The organism is Sphingomonas sp. BK481, assembly GCF_014194875.1.
Taxonomy (GTDB): Bacteria; Pseudomonadota; Alphaproteobacteria; order Sphingomonadales; family Sphingomonadaceae; genus Sphingomonas; species Sphingomonas aerolata.
This window is the reverse complement of the sequence record NZ_JACIAP010000003.1, coordinates 517,790-538,432: the sequence shown is the minus strand read 5'-3', so window position 1 is coordinate 538,432 and position 20,643 is coordinate 517,790. Positions and strand designations below refer to the sequence as shown.

The 20,643-nt window shown below is 69.3% G+C and carries 20 protein-coding genes; 8 read left to right on the top strand and 12 right to left on the bottom strand.

The window, feature by feature from the left end; translation table 11 throughout:
• Positions 1-21 precede the first annotated feature (21 nt).
• On the bottom strand, positions 22-3,117 hold the full coding sequence (locus FHY04_RS08935) for a TonB-dependent receptor domain-containing protein (protein ID WP_260171400.1): 3,096 nt from the start codon (positions 3,115-3,117) through the stop codon (positions 22-24).
• Positions 3,118-3,465: 348 nt separating this feature from the next.
• Here FHY04_RS08935 and FHY04_RS08930 point away from each other — a divergent pair, with 348 nt between their 5' ends.
• The gene (locus FHY04_RS08930; RefSeq protein ID WP_260171399.1) at positions 3,466-3,987 is read left to right on the top strand and encodes a hypothetical protein; all 522 of its coding nucleotides are present in this window, start codon (positions 3,466-3,468) and stop codon (positions 3,985-3,987) included.
• A 30-nt stretch (positions 3,988-4,017) separates the two neighbouring features.
• Here the strand turns inward: FHY04_RS08930 and FHY04_RS08925 are convergent, their stop codons facing one another.
• From FHY04_RS08925 to xseA, 3 genes are read right to left on the bottom strand one after another with little or no spacing between them, the layout of a single operon-like run.
• Positions 4,018-4,869: a M23 family metallopeptidase gene (locus FHY04_RS08925; protein ID WP_409349154.1), complete on the bottom strand. Its 852-nt coding sequence runs from the start codon at positions 4,867-4,869 to the stop codon at positions 4,018-4,020.
• Entirely contained in the window at positions 4,866-5,066 is a 201-nt protein-coding gene (locus tag FHY04_RS08920; protein ID WP_031441717.1) for a DUF2093 domain-containing protein, read from the bottom strand. The genes FHY04_RS08925 and FHY04_RS08920 overlap by 4 nt, the downstream gene beginning before the upstream one ends.
• Before the next feature lie 31 nt (positions 5,067-5,097).
• Positions 5,098-6,561, bottom strand: coding sequence for an exodeoxyribonuclease VII large subunit (xseA, locus tag FHY04_RS08915; RefSeq protein WP_409349153.1), 1,464 nt, complete (start codon positions 6,559-6,561; stop codon positions 5,098-5,100).
• On the opposite strand from xseA, the gene purD reads away from it, so the two are divergent.
• Entirely contained in the window at positions 6,560-7,831 is a 1,272-nt protein-coding gene (gene purD / locus FHY04_RS08910; protein WP_183936151.1) for a phosphoribosylamine--glycine ligase, read from the top strand. The genes xseA and purD overlap by 2 nt on opposite strands.
• Before the next feature lie 134 nt (positions 7,832-7,965).
• Entirely contained in the window at positions 7,966-8,751 is a 786-nt protein-coding gene (locus FHY04_RS22895; RefSeq protein WP_183936150.1) for a hypothetical protein, read from the top strand.
• 41 nt (positions 8,752-8,792) lie between these two features.
• On the opposite strand, the gene FHY04_RS08900 is transcribed toward FHY04_RS22895, so the two are convergent.
• Complete coding sequence (locus FHY04_RS08900) at positions 8,793-9,050, bottom strand: hypothetical protein (RefSeq protein WP_056673693.1); 258 nt, start codon at positions 9,048-9,050, stop codon at positions 8,793-8,795.
• 183 nt (positions 9,051-9,233) lie between these two features.
• On the opposite strand from FHY04_RS08900, the gene FHY04_RS08895 reads away from it, so the two are divergent.
• Positions 9,234-9,635, top strand: a complete 402-nt coding sequence (locus FHY04_RS08895) for a hypothetical protein (RefSeq protein ID WP_183936148.1) — start codon at positions 9,234-9,236, stop codon at positions 9,633-9,635.
• 77 nt (positions 9,636-9,712) lie between these two features.
• Here FHY04_RS08895 and FHY04_RS08890 read toward each other — a convergent pair whose 3' ends face one another.
• On the bottom strand, positions 9,713-11,014 hold the full coding sequence (locus FHY04_RS08890) for a hemolysin family protein (protein ID WP_107045480.1): 1,302 nt from the start codon (positions 11,012-11,014) through the stop codon (positions 9,713-9,715).
• 140 nt (positions 11,015-11,154) lie between these two features.
• Here FHY04_RS08890 and FHY04_RS08885 point away from each other — a divergent pair, with 140 nt between their 5' ends.
• Positions 11,155-11,829: an OmpA family protein gene (locus FHY04_RS08885; RefSeq protein WP_031394229.1), complete on the top strand. Its 675-nt coding sequence runs from the start codon at positions 11,155-11,157 to the stop codon at positions 11,827-11,829.
• 510 nt (positions 11,830-12,339) lie between these two features.
• Here the strand turns inward: FHY04_RS08885 and FHY04_RS08880 are convergent.
• Together FHY04_RS08880 and FHY04_RS08875 are read right to left on the bottom strand one after the other, a co-directional pair.
• Positions 12,340-12,771, bottom strand: coding sequence for a nucleoside deaminase (locus FHY04_RS08880; protein WP_183936197.1), 432 nt, complete (start codon positions 12,769-12,771; stop codon positions 12,340-12,342).
• Positions 12,772-12,850: 79 nt separating this feature from the next.
• Positions 12,851-13,084: a hypothetical protein gene (locus FHY04_RS08875; protein ID WP_031395039.1), complete on the bottom strand. Its 234-nt coding sequence runs from the start codon at positions 13,082-13,084 to the stop codon at positions 12,851-12,853.
• A gap of 227 nt (positions 13,085-13,311) precedes the next feature.
• Here FHY04_RS08875 and rpmB point away from each other — a divergent pair, with 227 nt between their 5' ends.
• Positions 13,312-13,602 carry a 50S ribosomal protein L28 gene (gene rpmB / locus FHY04_RS08870; protein ID WP_031395040.1) on the top strand — a complete coding sequence of 97 codons (291 nt, stop codon included), beginning with the start codon at positions 13,312-13,314 and terminating at the stop codon, positions 13,600-13,602.
• Positions 13,603-13,830: 228 nt separating this feature from the next.
• Here rpmB and FHY04_RS08865 read toward each other — a convergent pair whose 3' ends face one another.
• Positions 13,831-14,865, bottom strand: coding sequence for an esterase-like activity of phytase family protein (locus tag FHY04_RS08865; protein WP_311724243.1), 1,035 nt, complete (start codon positions 14,863-14,865; stop codon positions 13,831-13,833).
• Between the two features lie 205 nt (positions 14,866-15,070).
• Between FHY04_RS08865 and FHY04_RS08860 the strand changes: the two genes are divergently transcribed.
• Positions 15,071-15,457, top strand: a complete 387-nt coding sequence (locus tag FHY04_RS08860) for a glycine zipper 2TM domain-containing protein (protein WP_056406961.1) — start codon at positions 15,071-15,073, stop codon at positions 15,455-15,457.
• Between the two features lie 527 nt (positions 15,458-15,984).
• Positions 15,985-16,299 (top strand): hypothetical protein, encoded by a 315-nt coding sequence (locus tag FHY04_RS08855; RefSeq protein WP_183936147.1) that lies wholly within the window; start codon positions 15,985-15,987, stop codon positions 16,297-16,299.
• A gap of 140 nt (positions 16,300-16,439) precedes the next feature.
• Here FHY04_RS08855 and phbB read toward each other — a convergent pair whose 3' ends face one another.
• Genes phbB through FHY04_RS08840 form a run of 3 tightly spaced genes read right to left on the bottom strand, consistent with a single transcriptional unit; the run spans position 16,440 to position 20,393 of the window.
• Entirely contained in the window at positions 16,440-17,162 is a 723-nt protein-coding gene (phbB, locus tag FHY04_RS08850) for an acetoacetyl-CoA reductase (RefSeq protein ID WP_031439092.1), read from the bottom strand.
• Between the two features lie 34 nt (positions 17,163-17,196).
• Positions 17,197-18,204, bottom strand: a complete 1,008-nt coding sequence (hemH, locus tag FHY04_RS08845; protein ID WP_159512143.1) for a ferrochelatase — start codon at positions 18,202-18,204, stop codon at positions 17,197-17,199.
• Positions 18,201-20,393 (bottom strand): xanthine dehydrogenase family protein molybdopterin-binding subunit, encoded by a 2,193-nt coding sequence (locus tag FHY04_RS08840; protein ID WP_183936146.1) that lies wholly within the window; start codon positions 20,391-20,393, stop codon positions 18,201-18,203. Before FHY04_RS08840 ends, hemH begins: the two co-directional genes overlap by 4 nt.
• Between the last annotated feature and the right edge of the window lie 250 nt (positions 20,394-20,643).

Sequence of the window (20,643 nt, the reverse complement as noted above, 5' to 3'; positions counted from 1 at the left end):
TATCGCGTCCGAAAGGATCGCTTACATGTCGATCGTCAGGCCGACGAACAGGTACCGGCCGAGTGCATCATAGATGCCCGGATAGGTGTTGCCGTTGCCGAACGAGCCGATCGGCGACGCCGTCGCGCTGAGGATCGGCGGCGTCTTGTCGAGCACGTTGTTGACGCCGAGGCGGTAGGTGACCTTGTCCGCGACCCGGATGGTGGCGGCGAGATCGAAATAGTCCTGCGCCTTCACGCGGCCGTCATTGGCAAAGAACGGCCCGGCCAGGTCGGCATCGCTGCTGGTCCGCTCGAACTTGGTCGCCGACAGATGGCGCCAGTTGCCCGACAGGCCGATGCCACCCAGCGTGGTCAGCGACAGACGCGCCTGGTGACGCCACTTGGACATCGGATAGCCGCACTGTGCGCCGTACAGGCCCGCGCAATCGAACTTGGTGCCGACCTTGTCCGACGTGAACTTGTCGACATAGGTGCCGTTGAACGACAGCCCGATCGTGCCGATGCTGTCCGAGCGATAGGTATAGCCCGCCGAGGTCTCGATCCCCTGCGTGGTCAGCGACCCTGCATTGACATTGGTGTCGACGATGAAGCCCGCATTGCCCTGCCACAGCGTGCCGTTGGCATCGCGGTTGATCGCACTGCAGAACTGGTCGTCGGCGGTCTGGAGGCACTGCGCGATGATCGTGTCCGCGCCGACGACGCCGATCCGGTCCTTCAGCTTGATGCGGAAGCCGTCGACCGACAGGTTGAAGCCCGGCAGGAACGACGGCCGCAGGATCACGCCCGCGGTGAACGTGTCGGCCTTTTCGGGGCGCAGGTTCGGGTTGCCGCCGAGCAGGCCGTTATACTGCTCGGACGGGTTGGCGGCGATCAGGCCGAACCGGTTCGCGGGAACGCCGGTCAGCGCGCACTGCGCGGCCGTGTTGCCGTTGACCAGACCGTTGACCGCGGCGCCGGCGCAGGGATCGGTCGCACCGTCGAGCTGGACCGACTGCTGTGCGAACAGCTCCTGCGTGTTCGGCGCGCGGACCGCACGGTTGTAGCCGCCGCGGAAGCGGACGTCGGAGACCGGCGCCCAGACCAGCTCACCCTTGTACGAATGCGCCGAACCCGCGGTGCTGTAGCTCGAATAGCGATAGCCGCCATTGACCGTCAGCTCGTTGACGAACGGGCGGTCGCTGACCAGCGGCACCTGGATTTCGCCGAACACTTCCTTGACGGTGTAGCTGCCGCGGATCGGCAGCGTCGCGCCGCCCTGGCCGGCCAGATCGCCGCTCAGGAACGCGTTGTCGACTTCGAGGCTCAGCGATTCCTTGCGGTACTCGCCACCGACGTTCAGCGCGATGCCCTCGCTCGCGAACGGCGACTGCACGCCGTATTCGGCGCCCTTGAAGGTGAAGTTCGCGTTGAGGACGGTTTCCTTGTTCTCGCCCGACTGGAAGCCCGGGGTCTGGACATAGTTCAGCGCCTCGGGCGTGATCCCGGCCGCGCCGAAGATGTTGAGCGGGACGCAGTTCGGATCGGTGCCGTCGACGACCGAGCGGCAGACCGCCTGGCCGAGCGTCGCCGAGCCGGGACGCGTGTCGGTGATCGCGTCGAGCGCGCGCGTGGTGCGCGAGATCGAGAATTCATTGCGATACACCTGGCTGAACACGGTGCTACCGAACTGGCCATAGGCCTCGTACGAAATGCCCTTGTCGATATCGCCGGTCGCGCCCGCGACGAAGCGATACTGGGTGTGGCGAAGATCCGCCTGGCGCCCGCCGCCCTCGACGTTGCGACGGCCGATGCGGACTTTCGCCTGCTGATACTGCGAGCCGTCCGGGTTGGTCAGGTTGACCACCGCGCCATTGGCGTCGGTCACCAGGTTGGACGCACGGCAGAAGGTCGAGACCTGCGCCGCCGACAGCAGCGGGTTGTTGCAGTTCAGGACCGTCGTGTTGTTGAAATCACCTGACGGCGCGATCTGCGCGACCGAGCGATCGTCCATGAACATGAAGTCGGCATAGGGCTTGAACGCGTCGCTGACTTCATACTTGGCGAGGAAGCCCGCGGTGTAGCGCGTGTCCGGACGCTGGTAATAGTTCAGCGGGTTGGCGTTGTAGAGCGTCCGCCCCGCGACGAGCTGGCCTGCTGCGTTCAGCGTATAGCCCGTCGGCGGCCCGCCCTCGGTCGCATCGCCGAGCGTGAAGTTCGCCGGGAATGCGGTGGCCGATCCGCCGCACACATAATCGTTGCCGACATTGCCCGACGGCGCGTTCAGCCCGCACGAGCTATAGTCGCGCGACCCCTGCAGGATCGCGCCGATCTTGCGATAGCCGCCATAGCCGACGACATGGCCGCGGCCGTCGCTGGTGGCCGCGCCGACCTTGAAGTTGATGTCGAACTGCGTGCCGTCGAATGCCTGGCCGCTCGGCGCGGGATAGCCGCTTGCCGCCGACAGCGCCTGGAACCGCTCGCTGCGGTTGTTGTGGTTGTTGATGCCGCCCGACACGTCGACGCTGAAGCCTTCGTAATCGGTGTCGAGCACGAAGTTGACGACGCCCGCGATCGCGTCCGACCCATAAACCGAACCGGCGCCGCCGGTCAGCACGTCGACGCGTTTGATCAGCGAGGCGGGGATCATGTTGACGTCGGCGGCCGCACTCGCGGTGCTGCTCGACGAGGGGTTGCCCGGCATCAGGCGGCGGCCGTTGATCAGCACCAGCGTGCGCGATTCACCCAGGTTGCGCAGGTTGATCGTCGCCGTACCGGTCGAACCGTTCGACACCGACGAGGTCTGCGTCGCGAACGACGCCGGCAGGCTGTTGAGCACGTCCTCGATGCGCGTCGCGCCGCGCAGCTTGATGTCCGCCGCGTTGACCACGGTGATCGGGCTGGCAGAGGTCAGGTTGGGGTTCGAGATACGCGATCCGGTGACGACGATGTCGGTGCTCGCGGCGGTTCCGGCTGCAGCGGGATCCTCGCTCGGCGTGTTCGAGACCGCCGGGGTCGTCGCTGCCGCGCCGTCGTCGCTGGTCGTGCTCTGCGGTGCTGGAGCCGGCTCGGCTGCCGGTGCAGGAGCCGGTGCGGTCTGGGCCGCTGCCGGAAGCGCCACGACGGCGCCCGCGATCATCGTGGACGCGAGCAGGCAGTCCCGAAACATATGATTCCGCATGTATTCATTCCCCTTTCGCGTCGTCGATCCGTGATGACTGACGCGATGTGTTGAGGCGCGCTCCCGCGCACTGACCGGGGCCGGATACGCAAACGGCAGTGCTTTTGTCCAAAATTAAATTGCTAAATGGTAACGGACCATCGCATTGGCGTACCATTGTTACAAAATGGCAACATCACGATCCCGGCACCCGCACCGCGGTTTTTGCCGGATATCCGGGACGGATCAGGGGGATATTCGGGGGATCGCTTGTCCTGCGCGCACCCCCGCCCTATCGCCCACGGCCGACACGAGGATGGGGTGGACATGCACAGGATGACGCAATTTGCCGCCAGCGGACTGCTGATCGCGAGCCTGGTGTCCGCCGCGACCGCGGGGTCGCCCCGCGGCGGACGCGCGCCGGTGCTGGTCGCGCTCACCCAGTGCCGCACGCTGTCGGAGACCGCCGCGCGGCTCGCCTGTTTCGACCGCTCGGTCGCCGCGCTCGAACAGGCTGAAGCGAACCGGACGATCGTCATCATCGATCAGCAGCAGGTGCGCGAGACGCGGCGCGCAGTATTCGGCATCGCGCTTCCCGAGACGGGCCTGCTCGGCAAGGCCGAGGACCTGCCGCAGATCGAGGCGGTTCTCGCGGGTGCGTCGGTCGACGACTCCGGCCATTGGCGCTTCCAGCTCGGCGACGGCGCGCGCTGGATCCAGACCGACGACAATGTGATCGCCCGGCGCCCGCGCGCGAAGGATGCGGTCGTCATCAAGCGCGCCGCACTCGGCAGTTTCCGGATGAGCGTCGGCGGTCAGCCCGCGGTCAAGGTCCGCCGCCTCAACTGACCGTCGCGCGCCCCCTCTGGCGTCCGGCGCTTACTTCATCGCTCCGGCCACCAGCAACGGATCCAGCTTCGCATCCCCCCAGCGCAGGCTCCAGTGGAGATGCGGCCCCGTCGCGCGGCCGCTATTCCCGACCGCGCCGACCGGCTGGCCCTGCGTCACCCGGTCGCCCGGCTTCACGTCGATCCGCGACAGATGCAGGAACGCGCTGTTCAGCCCCATGCCGTGGTCGATCATCAGCAGATTGCCCTCGAGCGTGAAGGGGTGGTCCGCCGCCAGGATCACCACGCCGTCCGCGGGCGCGACCACGGTCGTCCCCGTCGGCCGCGCGATGTCGATCCCCGAATGATAGGATCCCGCCTCGCCATTGGCATAGACGCGCTGCGACCCGAACAGCGTCGAGATCCGCCCAGTCACCGGCCAGACGAACGCCTGCCGCCAGCCGCCCGACACCGCCGCGATCCGCCGCGCCGCGACGATCTGCGCCAGTTCGCCGGGACGCACGCGCGCGAATTCGGGCGCGGGGACCGGATATTTGGGCAGGCTCGACAGCCGCGAAATGTCCCAGCCGCGCGCCGCGATTCCCAGCGGCTGCTGGACGACGCGCCCGTCCGCGAGCGTCGCGACGAGCAGCGCCTGCGTCCCCGCATCACGGTCGAACCCCGCGACGAACCGGCCATCGGGCGCGACCGTCACCGCCCGCCCGTCGAGCGTCAGCGTGCGCGTCCCCGCAGGCGCAGTGCCGAGGATCAGCCCGCCCTGGCTCAGCGTCCCGGTCCAGACGAACCCCGTCGCCGCGGGGGCGACCGCGACAGGCGCCGGCACGGTCTGCGCGACGCCGCCCGACGCCAGCAGCGCCAACGGCAGCAGCAGCGGGCGGATCACCGCGGTTTCATCGCCTCGGCGGCGCCCGCTGCGGTCGCATAGGCCTCCTGCCGCTCGACGCTCCAGTAGCGCAGATCCTCGAGCAGGATGCGGTGGCCGGTGACCGCGCACACGACATGATCCCCCGGGCTCAGCACGCGAAAGCCGTTCGCCATGTAATGCAGCTTGGCGGCGCGGTCGGAATTGGACATCAGCATCGGATTTCTCTCGTCGTCACAGGGGGAAGGATCAGAACAGGGTCGGCTGGCGCGGCGCGGCACCGGAGGCAGCGGACGGGGCGGCAGACGGCGTCGGCCGGCTCGCCGGCTTCGGCCTGGCGGCGACCTCGCTGTCACCGCCTTCGACGGTGGCATCGACCATCCCGTCGCGGAAATGCAGCGTCAGCGCCCCCGCTGCGCGCGCCGCCGCCGCCGACGCGAGCGTCGTGCCCCCCGGAGCCCGCCCAGTCACCCGCGCATAGCCACGGTCGAGGATCGCATCCGGGTTGAGCGACTGGACCAGCCGCCAGGTCGCATCGAGCCGTGCGCGCGCGCCCTCCAGCTTGCGTTCGAGCGTCGCCGGCCGCAGCGCTGCGCCCGACCGGTCGAGGCTCCCGCGCGCCAGCGTCAGCCGCCGCTCGAGCCCGCGGTCGAGCCGCTGCCCGGCATCGTCCGCGCGCTGCCGCTGCGGCCCGAGCAGCTGGTCGCGCTTGGGCAGATGCCGCGCCAGCGCATCGAGCCGCTCGCGCCCGCGCTCGACATAGCGTCGCGCGCACCGCTCGGTCCGGTTGCGGTGGCTGTCGATCGTGAGGCGCAGGTCGGCGAGCACCGGCACCGCGATCTCGGCCGCCGCGGTCGGCGTCGGCGCGCGCAGGTCGGCGGCATAGTCGCACAAGGTCGTGTCGGTCTCATGCCCCACCGCGGAGATGATCGGGATCGAACAGGCGGCGACTGCGCGCACGACGACCTCCTCGTTGAACGACCAGAGATCCTCGACCGACCCGCCGCCGCGCGCGACGATCACCAGGTCGGGGCGCGGCACCGGGCCGCCGGGCGCGATCGCATCGAAGCCGCGCACCGCCGCGGCGATCTCGGCCGCCGATCCCTCGCCCTGCACCTTGACCGGCCAGACGATGACATGTGTCGGACAGCGATCCTCGAGCCTGTGGAGAATGTCGCGGATCACCGCGCCCGTCCCCGACGTCACCACGCCGATCACCTGCGGCATGAACGGCAGCGGCTTCTTACGGCCCGCGTCGAACAGCCCCTCGCCGCCGAGCTTCGCCTTCAGCTTCTCGAGCAGCGCCATCAGCGCGCCCGCGCCCGCCAGCTCCATCCGGTCGATCACGATCTGGTATTTCGACCGCCCGGGATAGGTCGTCAGCTTGCCCGTCGCGATCACCTCGACGCCGTCCTGCGGCACGAAGGCGAGCCGCGCCGCGCTCCCCTTCCAGATCACGCCGTCGATCACCGCCTGATCGTCCTTCAGCGCCATGTAGCAATGTCCCGACGCGACGCGCTTCCATCCCGAAATCTCGCCGCGCAGGCGGACATGGCCGAATTCGCCCTCGACCATCCGCTTCAGCTTGAACGCGAGTTCGCCGACCGACATGGCGAGTGCGTTGTCGCCGGCGACCGGCTCGGCTACCAGCCGCCCCATATCGCTCGCCAGCATGTCGCTGGACACGACGTCATCGGAAAAGGGATCGGGCATGAACGTCCTGCTGTTGGGCTCGGGGGGCCGCGAACATGCGCTCGCGTGGAAGCTGGTGCAATCTGCCAGCTTTTCTCCAGGCCTCGATACGCTCTATGCCGCGCCGGGCAACCCCGGCATTGCCAGCCTTGCGACGCTCGTGCGTCTCGATGCGACGGATCACGCGTCCGTCGTCGCCTTCGTCCGCGAAAAGGCCATCGGCCTCGTCGTGATCGGCCCCGAGGCACCGCTCGTCGACGGCCTCGCCGATACGCTGCGCGCCGCCGCCATCCCCGTCTTCGGTCCGTCGAAAGCGGCCGCCCAGCTCGAAGGGTCGAAGGGCTTCACCAAGGATCTGTGCGCGCGCGCAGGCATCCCGACCGCGGGCTATGTCCGCGTCGCGAGCCGCGCCGACGCCGACGTTGCGCTCACCCGGACCTTCTCGCTCCCCGTGGTCATCAAGGCCGACGGGCTCGCCGCGGGCAAGGGCGTCGTCATCGCCTTCACCCGCGCCGAAGCCGACGCTGCGCTCGACGCGCTGTTCGCGGACGGCGAGGCGGAGGCGGTGATCGAGGAATTCCTCGAAGGCGAGGAGGCGAGCCTCTTCGTCCTCACCGACGGCACCGCGCTGATGCCGTTCGGCTCGGCGCAGGATCACAAGCGCGTCGGCGAGGGCGATACCGGCCCCAATACCGGCGGCATGGGCGCCTACAGCCCCGCCCCCGTTCTCACCGCCGCGCTCGAACAGCGCGCGCTCGACGAGATCGTCGCCCCCACCGTCGCGGCAATGGCGGCGGACGGGATCCCGTTCAGCGGCGTCCTCTATGCCGGCCTCATGCTCACCGCGCAGGGCCCCAAGCTGATCGAATATAACGCCCGCTTCGGCGATCCCGAGACCCAGGTGCTGATGATGCGGTTCGAGGGCGACCTGATCGCGACGATGCTCGCGGTGGCAGAAGGTCGCCTCGCCGACTTCCCGCCTGCGCGCTTCAGCGCCGCCACCGCGCTGACCGTGGTGATGGCGGCGCAGGGCTATCCCGGCACGCCAAAGGCGGGCGGCGCGATCATCGGCCTCGATTCGGCGCGCGCGGCGGGCGGCACCGTCTTCCACGCCGGCACCCGCCTGGAGGATGGCGGCCTCGTCGCCGCCGGCGGCCGCGTCCTCGCGGTCACCGCCACCGGCGACGACCTCGCCTCCGCCCAGGCCAACGCCTACCGCGCGGTCGAGGCGATCGATTTCGCAGAAGGCTTCTACCGCCGCGACATAGGCTGGCGCGAACTCACCCGCTGACCCGAAGCAAAAAGCCCCTCCCCTTCAGGGGAGGGGTTGGGGGTGGGGCGCATCCCCAAACGCAACGCCACTGATACCGCCGCCAACGCGCATTAAGTCTCGCCCCCCCCGACCCACCCCGCTACTATAGGCAAATGAACGAAACTTCCGCGACGTCCGCCTCGGGCGACAGCCTGCTCCCCGACGGCATCACCACGCTGACGACGATCCATTTCGCGATCATCGCGGTGCTCGCGCTCTTCGTGATCGCCGGGCTGCTCTGGGGCATCAAGGCCAAGCGCAGCCGCAAAAAGGCGTCGCGCGACGTCATCGCCAACGCGCGCGAAGCCGGCGTCGAACCCGCACCCGAGCCGACCCCCGAGCTGCCCGCCGCGCCGACGCCCGCCGCCGCCCCAGCTCCCGAAACGCGCCCGGCCCCGAAACCGACCCCCGCACCCAGCCAGTCGCAGGTCCAGACCGCCCCGACCCCGATTCCGGTCGCGCGCCCGGTCGCGCCTGCACCGCAGCCAGTCGCCCCCGCGCCTGCGCCCGCGCCAGCCCCCGCACCGCTGTCCGACGAACCGATCGCCGCCGCCAGCTTCGACGCCAACCCCGCCGCCGAAGCCGCCACCCCGACCGAAGCGCCTGCCCCGATCCCGGCACCTGCCCCGGCACCCGCTCCGACCCCCGCGGTCGACCACGCAGCCGCCCCCGTCACCCAGCTCAAGGGCCTCGGCCCCAAGGTCGCCACCCGCCTCGCGGAGCTGGGCGTCACCACCGTCGGCGACATGGCCGCACTCTCCGAAACCGAAGCGCAGAACATCGACGCGCAGCTCGGCGCCTTCACCGGCCGCATGGGCCGCGACCGCTGGATCGAACAATCCCGCCTCCTCGCCGCCGGCGACAAACCCGGCTTCGAAGCGGTCTTCGGCAAACTCTGACGCGCAGGCCGCGCGTCAGCGGCCTGCTTCATCCCGACAGGCTATTTCCGACCGAGCGTCTTGATCGCCGCATTGCACCATGCGGGGTCCTTCGGATGCTGGCTGCCCTTGCCGATCCGGCTGATCAGATACGGCTCGTCGGCGGGATTGGCCTTGGCCACGGCAAGGAACGTGTCCATGTCGGCTGGTGCGATGAAGCGCGAACAGCGACCCGCGATTTCCATCGTGTCGCCCAGCCCACGAAGCGGGGCGGACACCGTCCGGTCATCCGCTGGCCGCACGATCACGGGTGGCGCCATCTGCCCCGAGGCAACTTGCAGCAATAAGACAAAGGCTATGGTGGTCATGGCCGACACTAGCACGAACATCCGCCACCGCCCGCGTTGACGCGGACGCTGCCTCACGCACCGTTAACGAATTTCATCCACGACAAGGAAAACCAATAAGGCGGCGGACAGGCTATGCAGCAACCACGATACGGGATGGCAAAGGGGCTGCTGATCCTTGCGTATCTGTGTCTGGGTCCAATCGTCTGCGCTGCTTTCGCCTTCGACAAGCCTGTCATTATCCTGGCGGTCGGTTTGGCCGTTGGCGTGTTCCTTGGTCCCGTCCTGCACCGTCTGGCAAACAGCGAGCATGCGGAAACCGTCGCACACGAGGAGGTCGACGCCGAAGCAAGGATCGCCATCCTCGTGTGCGCAATCCTGTTCGTCGCACTGTGCGTCTACGTCATCTATAGCTCGTGGTATGACTACCAATCACTTCGCGACGTCCCGATCTACGGGGTCGGAATGATCTATGCCCCGTCTCTTGTAGTCGGAATCGCGGTTTTTGCCTGCGTGCGGTACGTGTCGCGACGGCTTAAAATCTCGGGCAACCGCTAAACGTCGAAACAATGAGCGCACGGGTAAATCAACCGGGTCGGTGATCCGGCGCGTTCAAGCACCACCCCCCCCCAGCCTCAAACCTCGCTGACGAGCAGCTTGTCGATCCGTCGCCCGTCCAGATCGACGATCTCGAACTTCCACCCCTGTTCGACGAAGCTCTCGCCCTCGCCCGGCAGATGGCGGAACACCGCGAGCGCCAGCCCTGCGACGGTCGCATAGTCGCGGTCCTCGGGCAGGTCGATGCCCAGCCGGTCGGCCAGCGCATCCGCCGCCATCGTGCCGGCGACCAGCAGCGAGCCGTCGTCGCGCACCACCACCGACGGCGAATCGTCGGGGTCGGCATCCGACTTGAACTCGCCCGCGATCGCCGCGAGCAGGTCGGCGGGGGTCACGATCCCTTCGAAATGCCCGTATTCGTCATGGATCAGTGCCATCGGCACCTCGGCCTGGCGCAGCGCGATCAGCGCGTCCATCGCGTCGATCTGGTCGATCACCACCGGCGCCTTGCGCATCAGCACGTTGAGGTCGAGCGGCTCGCCGCGGAACAGCGCGGCGGCGATGTCGCGCGCCTGCACCACGCCGCGCACCCGGTCGATCGACCCATCGCCGACCGGCAGCCGCGTATGCTGCGACGCGAGCAGCGTGTCGCGGATCTCGTCGGCATCCCAGTTGCAGTCGAGCCAGTCGATATCGGTCCGCGGCGTCATCACCTCGCGCACCGGCCGGTCGGCCAGCCGCACCACGCCCGAGATGATCGAGCGCTCATGCTCCTCGATCACGCCCGACTTGGATGCCTCGGCGACGATCAGGTGGAGCTCCTCGGCGGTGACATGCTCCTCCGATTCGCGGTTGAGGCGCAGCGCCTTGAAGATCAGCGCGCTCGTCGAATCGAGCACCCACACGATCGGCGCCGTGATGATCGCCAGCCAGCGCATCGGCCGCGCCATGAACGCGGCGATCGTCTCGGGCGATCGCAGCGCGAATTGCTTGGGCACCAGCTCGCCGATGATCAGCGAGGCATAGGTGGTCAGGCCGATGACGATCGCGAAGCCGACCGTCTCCGCCGTGCTCGCGCTCAGCCCCAGCGCCTGCAGCCGCGCCGCGGTCGGCGTGCCGAGACTCGCACCCGAATAGGCGCCCGCGAGAATCCCGATCAGCGTGATGCCGATCTGCACGGTCGACAGGAACTTGCCGGGGTCGGCGGCGAGCAGCAGCGCGGCGCTCGCGCCCTTGCGCCCGGTCCGCGCCAGCGCGTCGAGCCGCGCACGCCTGGACGACACGATCGCAAGCTCGCTCATCGCGAACACGCCGTTCAACGCGACGAGCGCGAGGATGATCGCGACGTCGATCCAGGGGAAGGGGGGAAGCGGTGCCATTGGCTCGATCGTCTCTTGGCGCACATTCGCGCGCTTCACAACCGGTCTCGACACTTATCGTCATCGGGCGTTCAGTGCGCAGGTGGAACAATCGCCGAATATGCCGGGTTATCTGCGGCATGATCAAAAGGGACAGAGACATGAAGGCCAAGGGTATATTCATCGGCGCAGCGCTCGCCGCACTCGTCACGACGTCGGCCTGCACGACGGATCCGGAGACGGGCCAGCGCACGATCTCGAAGACCGCACTCGGCGGCATCGGCGGCGCGCTCGGCGGCTATCTGCTCGGCGACATCGTCGGCGGGCGCAACGACCGGACCGAGAAGCTGCTCGGCGCCGGCATCGGCGGCCTCGCGGGTGCGGGCGTCGGCGCCTATATGGACAAGCAGGAGCGCGATCTGCGCGCACGCACCGCAGGGACCGACGTCCAGGTGATCCGCCAGGGCGACGACCTCGTCCTCAACATCCCGTCGGGCATCACCTTCGCCTATGACAGCGCGACCGTGCAGCCGCAGTTCCAGCGTACGCTCGATCAGGTCGCGGACACACTGCGCCAGTATAACCAGACCTATATCGACGTGTACGGCCACACCGATTCGACCGGCAGCGACTCCTACAACCAGACCCTGTCGCAGCGCCGGGCGACCTCGGTCGCGGATTACCTGTCGAGCCACGGCGTCCAGTCCGCCCGCATCGGCACCCGCGGCTACGGCGAAAGCCAGCCGATCGCCTCGAACGACACCGACGCCGGCCGCGCCGCCAACCGCCGCGTCGAGGTGAAGATCGTCCCCATCACCCAGAACGACCTCCGCTAACTCCACCGTCCGCCCGCCCCTCCGTCATCCCGGCGAAAGCCGGGACCCAGGGTGCGGGCGGACCGGCAGTAGAAGACAGGGGTTCGCGCGGAGGCGCGGAGACGCAGAGAGGGTGTGCACGTCGCGAAGCGACCACCCAATCACCTCCGGCAGAGCTAAAGGTCAGGGTCTCCCGACCGAAAGGCCGGACGCACCCCCTCCGCGCCTCCGCGCCTCCGCGCCTCCGCGTGAACCCACTCTTCTTAATCACCCCGTCATCCCGGCGAAGGCCGGGACCCAGGGCCACAAGCGCAAACCCGCATTGCCCTGCACTCCGGCGTCAGCCGGAAGGACGAGTACGCGCTACAAGACAGAACAAGTTTGGTTCACGCGGAGACGCGGAGGCGCGGAGACGGTGTGGACGCCGCGAAGCGCCTACCCGATCATATCCGGCAGAGCTAAAGGTCAGGGTCTCCCGACCGAAGGGTCGGACGCACCCCCTCCGCGCCTCCGCGCGAAGCCATTCTTCTTCTACGAACGCCGCCCCCGGAAAAACCCCGTCAGCAACGCGCCAGCCTCCCGCTCGCCGATCCCCGCATACACCTCCGGCCGGTGATGGCACGTCGGCTGGCCGAAGAACCGCGCGCCATGTTCGACCGCGCCGCCCTTCGCATCCGCCGCCCCGTAATAGAGCCGCGCGATCCGCGCATGCGCGATCGCCCCCGCGCACATCGCGCACGGCTCGAGCGTCACCCACAGATCGCAGTCCTCCAGCCGGTCCCGCCCCAGCGCCCTGGCCGCCGCACGAATCGCGAGCATCTCGGCATGCGCGGTCGGATCGCACAGCGCGCGCGGCGCATTGGCCGCGGTCGCGATCACTTGCCCGGCACGCACCACGACAGCGCCGACCGGCACCTCGCCCGCCGCCGCGGCATCGCGCGCGGCGTCGAGCGCACGCCGCATCGGGTCGGGGATCGGAAACATGCCCCGCCCTGCCCTGCCTTCCCCATCAGGTAAAGCCGCAGGACAGGGCGGGCGCGGATCAGTTGGCGGGCACCTGGCCATTGTCCGCCGCGGTCCCCGGCTTGTCGACCGAGATCGTCGGCACCGCGACGGTCTTGGTCTCGGTCCCCAGCCGCACCTTGGCGACGTCCGCCTCGAATTTCGGCGTCTGGATCGCGCCGGCACGCGTCTGGTCGATGTTGATGATCCCGAAATACATCAGCGCGACGACGGCGAGCAGCGCGATCGCGACCAGAGACAAGAGCGTACGCATGGGATTCCCCTTATATAAGGCCACGACCCAATGCGGGCGTCGACCGGTTCGATGGCGTAACAACGTCGATCAACCCCACGCGGTTGCACGCCCCGCTCTGCCGCCCCGTTCGCCGCATCCGCGTGGGCACCGATCGGCAAAAACGGGTGAATCGGTTGACGCGGCCGCGCTTGCCGGGTATCTGCGCGCCTTTCCGGGGTTCCTCCCGACACTTGATAGGTAGACAGATGTCGCGCATTTGCGAACTGACCGGCAAAGGCCGGATGGTCGGGAACAACGTGTCCCACGCCAACAACAAGACCAAGCGTACGTTCCTGCCCAACCTGCAGAACGTCACGCTGATCTCCGACTCGCTCGAGCAGAGCGTTCGTCTCCGCGTCTCGACGCACGGCCTGCGTTCGGTCGAGCATAATGGCGGCCTCGACAACTGGCTCGTCAAGACCTCGGACGACAAGCTCTCGCTCAAGGCCCGCCGCCTGAAGCGCGACGTCGTCAAGAAGATCGCCGCCGCCGCCTAACCCGCGCGACTGCGACACGGCCCCGGCCCGCGCTCCCACCGGAGCGCGGGCCGTCGGCGTTTGTGCGCTTGCCACACCGTGGTGCGCTGCCGTCGAAGCTCACCGCCTAACCCGATTCGCCCCCCTTCCCGTTCGTGTCGAGCGCAGTCGAGACACCGCCCGCCCCGCTCGCCCCCCTCCCGTTCGTGTCGAGCGAAGTCGAGACACCGCCACCCCGCTCGCCCCCCGCTACCCCTCCAGCCGAAACTTCAGCAACAGCGTCCGCTCCAGCACGGTCTCGTTGTCGTCCGACACGATCCACACCACCGTGTCGTCCCCCTCGCGCGCCACCGCGATCCCCTCGAAATTGTCATGCACCAGCGGCGCCGCCAGCCGGGCGATCTCGCGCCCGCGCACCACCGCCCCCGCCCGAATCGCCCCCGATTCGATCACCGTCACGGTGTTGAAAAACGCGAACGGCGCGGCAAAGGCGCGATTGAGCACGATCAGCCGCCCGTCGGGCAGCTCGGCGACATCGACCGGACTGAACCCGACCGGCGGCACATAGGTAAAGCCGACGCCGCGCGCGTTGAGCGGATCACCCGCAAAGAACAGCCCCCGCCGCCCGGTCCCGCGCCCGACCCCGCCCGCGCTCGTCCGCACCCGCGGCCGCGCGGTCTCCGACAGCACGACAAATCGCCCGTCGCGCAGGCGCACCATGCTCTCGGGCCCGCCATTGTCGGGCCATTCGCGCATCGCCCGCGGCCGGACCATCCCCTCGAATCGCGCCAGCAGCGTGCCGTCCGCCCCTGCGGCATAGCGCCCGACCGCATTCCAATATTCGAACCCGACCCAGGCCATCCCCGTCGCCGCATCGATCGTCAGCGATTCGCTGTCCCGGTCGCGCTTCGACCAGCCCTGCCCGGGACCACCCGGCAGCGCGGCAAAGCCGATCCCCGCGGGCCGCCAGTCGTCGCCGATATGAAAGCGGACGATATTCCCGCCATCGCTCAGCAGCGTCACCTGTGTCCGCGAAGCCCTGCGACGGACCGCGATCGAGGAATATCCCCCGAACGCCGAATCGCGACTGCGCAGCACCACCCCGCCCAGATAGGTCAGCCCGCCAAGCCGCCGCCGCGACGGATCGGCCGGATCGATCCGCACCCGCGTCGCGGTCATGTCCGCCGCCGCACCCAGCAGCGGCAGCCGCGACGTGCCGCTCCATCCGGGCACCAGCAGGTGCACGCTCGCCAGCACGAACAACAGGGTCGGGATACGCCGCACGCCCGCCCCATAGCCGCTGTCGCGCCCGGGGGCACCCGCTTCCAGTCAGGCGCGCGCGATAGGGCGCGGGACCGGAGTCGCGCCTGAACCGTTGATAACGAACGCATTCAGGCTCGGCTCAATCCGACTCGACCATAAGGCTGTCATCAGGATCGAAGGGCCCGCCACCGGCGCACTCCCCCAGGTCCCAAATGGGAGACGTTTGATGTTCAAGACCTTCACCCTCGCCGTCAGCGCGCTCGCAATGGGCACCGCGACCCTGGTCCCCGTCGCCGCCGAGGCGCAGCGCTACGGCTACGAGCGCGGCTATGACCGCGGTTACGACGGGCGCGGCTATGATCGTGGCCGGGGCTATGACCGCGAATATCGCGGCAACGACCGCCGCTACAACTACCGCAACGACCGCAACAACCGTCGCGGCTGCGACAACACCGGCGGCACGATCGTCGGCGCCCTCGCCGGCGGCCTGCTCGGCCACACCGTCGCGGGCCGCGGCAACGGCACGATCGGCGCGCTGCTCGGCGCCGCCGGCGGCGGCCTCGCCGGCAACGCGATCGATAAGTCGGACAACCCGCGCTACTGCCGCCGCTAAGCGCGAAAGCGCGGGTGCTTGCACGGCGAGCACCTCCGGCACGGCCGGCGGGTGGCCCCAAGCCACCCGTCCGACGACGGCTTAGCCGGCGTCCGCTCCAGCCCCCAGTTCCCTCGCGTAGCGTATCGAGGGCAGAGGCCGGTCCCCTACAAGGGGCCGGCCTCGTGTTCGTCCGGAGCCGCGCACCGCGCGGAGCCGGACCGGCCGGCGGGTGGCGCCAGCGCCAACCCGGCCGACGGCTTTGCCGACGGCAGGCCCGGCCTGAGCCCTTACCCCTCCGTCATCCTCTCCCCGTCATCCCGACGAAAGTCGGGACCCAGAGCCCAGCAGCGACACCCCTCGTTACCCTGGATCCTGACTTTCGTCAGGATGACGGAGCTTTTGGTCGGGCCGGTCGACACCCCACTCCCGTCATCCTGACGAAAGTCAGGATCCAGGATACCACCCACCGTCCCCGGCCGCGCATCCCCGCTTCCGCCGCAACGCCGACCGCCCTACGCTGCGACATCCAGACCCCGGAGAGCCCCGTGATCCGCACCCTCGCGCTCGCCATGCTGACGACTCTTCCGCTGCTCGCCGGCTGTGCGGCCGGGCCGCACACCGAAAAGCCCGTCCTCACCGCACACGCGGTCGCGCAGATCGCCACCCGCTGCGGCGCGGTCCGCGGCAAATTCCGTCCCAGCCGGACCGAGCTCCCCAGCGCAGATTTCACCCTGCACGCCGACGATCAGGGCGACGCGCAGTCCTCCCCGACGGTCCGCTGCATCGGCACCGCGCTCGACGCGTACCGCCACGATTATTTCGGTTTCGCCCCCGAGACCGGAGCACTCCCGTCATCCTGACGAAAGCCAGGATCCAGAGCCCGGGCCACCGTCCGCCGCCAAACCCACGCCACCGGCAAAGCCGTCGGCCGGACCGGGTTGCACCCGTCCGCCGGCCGTGACGGTCTGGGCCCGGCTGCCGCGCAGCCGGGGCAAAACCGTCAATACATATGCTGCCCGCCATTGATGCTCAGCGTCGAGCCCGTCACGAACCCGCCCTCTTCCGAGCACAGGAACACCACCCCGCGCGCAATCTCGCTCGCCTGGCCCAGCCGCCCGACGGGGATCTTCGCGACGATCTTCTCGAGCACGTCAGCCGGCACCGCCGCGACCATGTCGGTATCGATATAGCCCGGCGCGATTGCGTTGACCGTCACGCCGGCCCGCGCGCCCTCCTGCGCCAGCGCCTTGGTAAAGCCGTGGATGCCCGATTTCGCCGCGGCGTAATTGACCTGGCCATATTGCCCGGCCTGCCCGTTGATCGAGCCGATATTGACGATCCGCCCCCATTTGCGCGTCCGCATGCCCGGGAACACCGCCTTGGCCATGTTGAAGCAGCCGCCCAGATTGGTGTCGATCACCGCCTTCCAGTCGTCATAGCTCAGCTTCAGGATCGTGCCGTCGCGCGTGATGCCCGCATTGTTCACGACGATGTCGACATCGCCCAGATCGGCCGCGACCTTCGCACAGCCCGCCTGGCACGCGTCGTAATCCGCGACATCCCACTGATAGACCGCGATTCCCGTCCGCGCGGCAAAAGCCTCGGCGCGCTCGGCATTGCCCGCATAGGTCGCCGCCACGGTCAGCCCGGTCTTCTGCAGCGCAAGGCTGATCGCCTCACCGATGCCACGCGTTCCCCCGGTTACGATCGCGACGCGTGCCATGCCTTCTCTCCCGCCATACGTGTTTTACCGGAGGCTAACCGCGGCGCGTCCAACCTTCAAGCTCGCGTGCGAGCAGCCGCTCGAGCATCGCGATCCCGGCGGGGCCGTCGTTCAGGCACGGCAGATAGGCAAAGTCCTTGCCGCCCGCCTCCTCGAAGCTCTCGCGCCCACGAATCGACAATTCCTCGAGCGTTTCCAGACAGTCCGCCGAAAAACCCGGCGCAAAGATCGCGACCTTGGTCTTCCCCGCCTTGGCCAGTTCGACCAGCGTCTCGTCGGTCGCGGGCCCCAGCCATTTCTGCGGCCCGAACCGCGACTGGAACGCGACCGTCAGCTCGCGCCCCATCGCCGCGCTCAGCAGCCGCGCGGTCTTCTGGCAGTGGCAATGGTACGGATCGCCCATCTCCAGCGTCCGCTTGGGCATGCCGTGAAAGCTCGCGACGATCGCATCGGGGACGAAATCGAGCGCGGCGAGCGACGTCTCGAGATCGGTCTTCAGCGCGTCGATATACAAGGGATCGTCATAATAAGGCGGCAGCGTGCGCAGCGCGGGCTGCCAGCGCAGCCCCGCCAGATGCGCGAACGCCTTGTCGTTCGCGGTCGCGGTCGTCGCCGCGCAATATTGCGGATAGAGCGGCGCGAGCAGGATCCGCTCGCAGCCCGCCGCCTGCATCGCGCTCAGCCGCTCGGCGATCGCCGGCCGGCCATAGCGCATCGCCCAGTCGACCAGCACCTCGGGACCGAACGAATCCTTCACCGCCGCCGCCTGCAACCGCGTGATCGCGGCGAGCGGCGAACCGTCCTCGCGCCACACCTGGCTGTACGCATGCGCCGATTTCTTCGGCCGCGTGTTCAGGATGATGCCGCGCAGGATCGGCTGCCACGCGATCGCCGGAATCTCGACGACGCGGCGATCCGACAGGAATTCGCCGAGATAGCGTTTGACCGATCGCACGTCGGGGCCGTCGGGCGTCCCCAGGTTCATCAGCAGGACGCCGATCCGGGGCTTCGGAATCGCGGGATGGTCGGGGGGCAGGGTCATGTCGAGGGTCTTAAAGGCAAATCGCGCAGACGAAAGCCCGTTGCGGAGAAGATTGCATTCGCGATCGCCGGCGCGACCGCGGGCACGCCCAGCTCGCCGACCCCGCCCGGCGCCTCGTCGCTGCGGATCAGCTCGACGGTGATGTCGGGCGTGTCCGCCAGCCGCGGCAGATGCAGGTCGCCAAAGCCGCGCGCATCGGCCAGGTTGCGCGTGAAGCCGGTCGCCGCGCCCAGCGCGGTCGCCAGTCCGAAGATCAGCCCGCCCTCGATCTGCTGGCGGACCAGATCGGGGTTGATCTGCACCCCGCAATCGACCGCCGCGACCAGCCGCTCGACCACCGGCCGCCGGTCCGCGCCCAGATGCGCCTCGGCCAGCACCGCGATGAAACTGCCGCGAAAGGCGTGGGCCGCGATCCCCTGGCCGCTGCCGGGCACGCCGCCATTCCACCCGCCCAGCGACGCCGCGGTCGACAGGCACCGCGCGAGTCTCGCGCCACCGCCCAGCATGCCGATCCGGTAGGACATCGGCTCGGTCGCGGCGATCCGCGCGAGCTCGTCGACGAACGTCTCGGTGAAGAACGCGGTATAGCCATGCGCGCCGCCGCGCAGCGCGCCCGTCGGCACGCCGATCTCGGCCGCATGATGCACGACCGCCACCGCCGGGATCGCATAGGCGGGCAGCGCACCGCCGACCGCATGCGGATCGCCCCGCGTCAGCGCGGTCGCCGCCCGGCTGGCGATGCCGGGCAGCACCCGCGCCGCGATCTCCGCGCCGGTCGCGGGCGCCGCGATCGCCGTGCGCCAGGCAAGGATCCGCCCGCGCGCATCGAGTCGCGCCGCCAGCCGCGCCGCCGCCGCGGGCCGATAGCGGTCGTGCATCAGGTCCTCGGCCCGCGACCAGACCAGGCTGACCGGACGCTTCAGCCGCACCGCCAGCACCGCCGCCTGCGCCGCCGCGTCATGCTCCAGCGCGGCACCGAACGACCCGCCGACCGGCATCGGATGGATCACCACCTGCGCCTCGTCGATCCCCGCCGCGGCCGCCGCCGCCGCACGCGCGGGCCCCGGCGCCTGAGTCTGCATCCACAGCTCGAGGATTCCGTCGCGGTATGCCGCGGTCGCGCTGCGCGTCTCGATCGCCGCATGCACCGCGGGCGCCACGCGGTAGGCGGCGGTCACCACCCCCGCCCCGTCGAGCAGCGTGCCGATCTCCCCGGTCTGCGCCATCGTCGCCCCCGGCGTCTCGAACGCGGCGTCGAGCGCGGCGGCGATCGTCCCGCTGTCGACCAGCGGCCCCCGCGTCGCAAACCGCGGCGCCATCGCGGACAGCGCCTGCTGCGCCGCCCAGCCGGTCGTCGCCACCGCCGCGACCCAGGCCGGCGTCTCGACGATCTGCAGCACGCCGCGCACCCGGTCCGCGGCGGCGCGGTCGACCCCGATCAGCCGGCTGTCGCCGACCGGTCCCTGCCGGATCGCGGCATGGACCATGTCGGGCAGGCGGACGTCGCCGGTGAAATTGGCGGATCCGTCGACCTTGGCAGGCGTGTCGATCCGCGGCACCGACCGCCCCGCGAGCGCGCCTGCGCCCGGCCCGCCGATGACCGGCTCGTCGGGCAAGGTCTCGCGCGCGGCGTCCTCGGCCAGCGCGGCGAAGCGGATCCGCCGCGCACCCTGGACGACGAACCCCGCCTCGGTCCGGCAGTCCGCCCAGTCCGCATCCCAGCGCCGCGCCGCCGCCTTGCACAACAGCACCCGCGCCGCCGCGCCCGCGCTCCGGCACGCCGCCTCGAACATCCGCACCGAACTCGATCCCGCGGTCAGCGTCGGCGCGGGGCCGGCGACCGCTGCGGGAACCACGCCCGGCATCCCCTCGAACAGCGCGTTCAGCCCGACCGGATTGGCATAGAGCGGGTTGAGCGGCGCGGGCTCGACCCCCACCGTCCGCCAGTCCGCGCCCAGCTCGTCCGCGACGATCTGCGCCAGCGCGGTATAGACGCCCTGCCCGTGTTCGGCCTGCGGCACCGCGACGGTCACATGCCCGTCGCTGCCGATCTTCAGCCACGCCCCGAACGCGCTTTCCCCCGGATCCGCGACCAGCGTCGGCGCATAGTCACGCGGCCACAGCCCCCAGGCGACGACCAGCCCGATCCCCACGCCGCCCCCCGCCAAAATCCCCCGCCGACTGATCATCCCGCGCCCCTACCCCTTCTCCCCCCGGGGGTGAAGGCGCCGCAAACCGCCGGATGCGGGGGACCGCGCCCCACCCCCACCCGTCTCCCCCCTTCCGTCATCCCCCCTTCCGTCATCCCGACGAAAGTCGGGACCCAGAGTAACAGGACGCAACGCTGCTTGGCTCTGGATCCCGACTTTCGTCAGGATGACGAGCAGACGTGAGGCACGCGCACGCCCACCCACTCCCGTCATCCTGACGAAAGTCAGG

Coding starts and splice junctions, on each gene's coding strand:
- FHY04_RS08935 (WP_260171400.1), bottom strand. CDS start 3,117: ATGATCGCGGGCGCCGTCGTGGCGCTTCCGGCAGCGGCCCAGACCGCA.
- FHY04_RS08930 (WP_260171399.1), top strand. CDS start 3,466: ATGCACAGGATGACGCAATTTGCCGCCAGCGGACTGCTGATCGCGAGC.
- FHY04_RS08920 (WP_031441717.1), bottom strand. CDS start 5,066: ATGCTGATGTCCAATTCCGACCGCGCCGCCAAGCTGCATTACATGGCG.
- purD (WP_183936151.1), top strand. CDS start 6,560: ATGAACGTCCTGCTGTTGGGCTCGGGGGGCCGCGAACATGCGCTCGCG.
- xseA (WP_409349153.1), bottom strand. CDS start 6,561: ATGCCCGATCCCTTTTCCGATGACGTCGTGTCCAGCGACATGCTGGCG.
- FHY04_RS22895 (WP_183936150.1), top strand. CDS start 7,966: ATGAACGAAACTTCCGCGACGTCCGCCTCGGGCGACAGCCTGCTCCCC.
- FHY04_RS08900 (WP_056673693.1), bottom strand. CDS start 9,050: ATGGCGCCACCCGTGATCGTGCGGCCAGCGGATGACCGGACGGTGTCC.
- FHY04_RS08895 (WP_183936148.1), top strand. CDS start 9,234: ATGGCAAAGGGGCTGCTGATCCTTGCGTATCTGTGTCTGGGTCCAATC.
- FHY04_RS08890 (WP_107045480.1), bottom strand. CDS start 11,014: ATGGCACCGCTTCCCCCCTTCCCCTGGATCGACGTCGCGATCATCCTC.
- FHY04_RS08885 (WP_031394229.1), top strand. CDS start 11,155: ATGAAGGCCAAGGGTATATTCATCGGCGCAGCGCTCGCCGCACTCGTC.
- FHY04_RS08880 (WP_183936197.1), bottom strand. CDS start 12,771: ATGCGGCGTGCGCTCGACGCCGCGCGCGATGCCGCGGCGGCGGGCGAG.
- FHY04_RS08875 (WP_031395039.1), bottom strand. CDS start 13,084: ATGCGTACGCTCTTGTCTCTGGTCGCGATCGCGCTGCTCGCCGTCGTC.
- rpmB (WP_031395040.1), top strand. CDS start 13,312: ATGTCGCGCATTTGCGAACTGACCGGCAAAGGCCGGATGGTCGGGAAC.
- FHY04_RS08860 (WP_056406961.1), top strand. CDS start 15,071: ATGTTCAAGACCTTCACCCTCGCCGTCAGCGCGCTCGCAATGGGCACC.
- phbB (WP_031439092.1), bottom strand. CDS start 17,162: ATGGCACGCGTCGCGATCGTAACCGGGGGAACGCGTGGCATCGGTGAG.
- hemH (WP_159512143.1), bottom strand. CDS start 18,204: ATGACCCTGCCCCCCGACCATCCCGCGATTCCGAAGCCCCGGATCGGC.
- FHY04_RS08840 (WP_183936146.1), bottom strand. CDS start 20,393: ATGATCAGTCGGCGGGGGATTTTGGCGGGGGGCGGCGTGGGGATCGGG.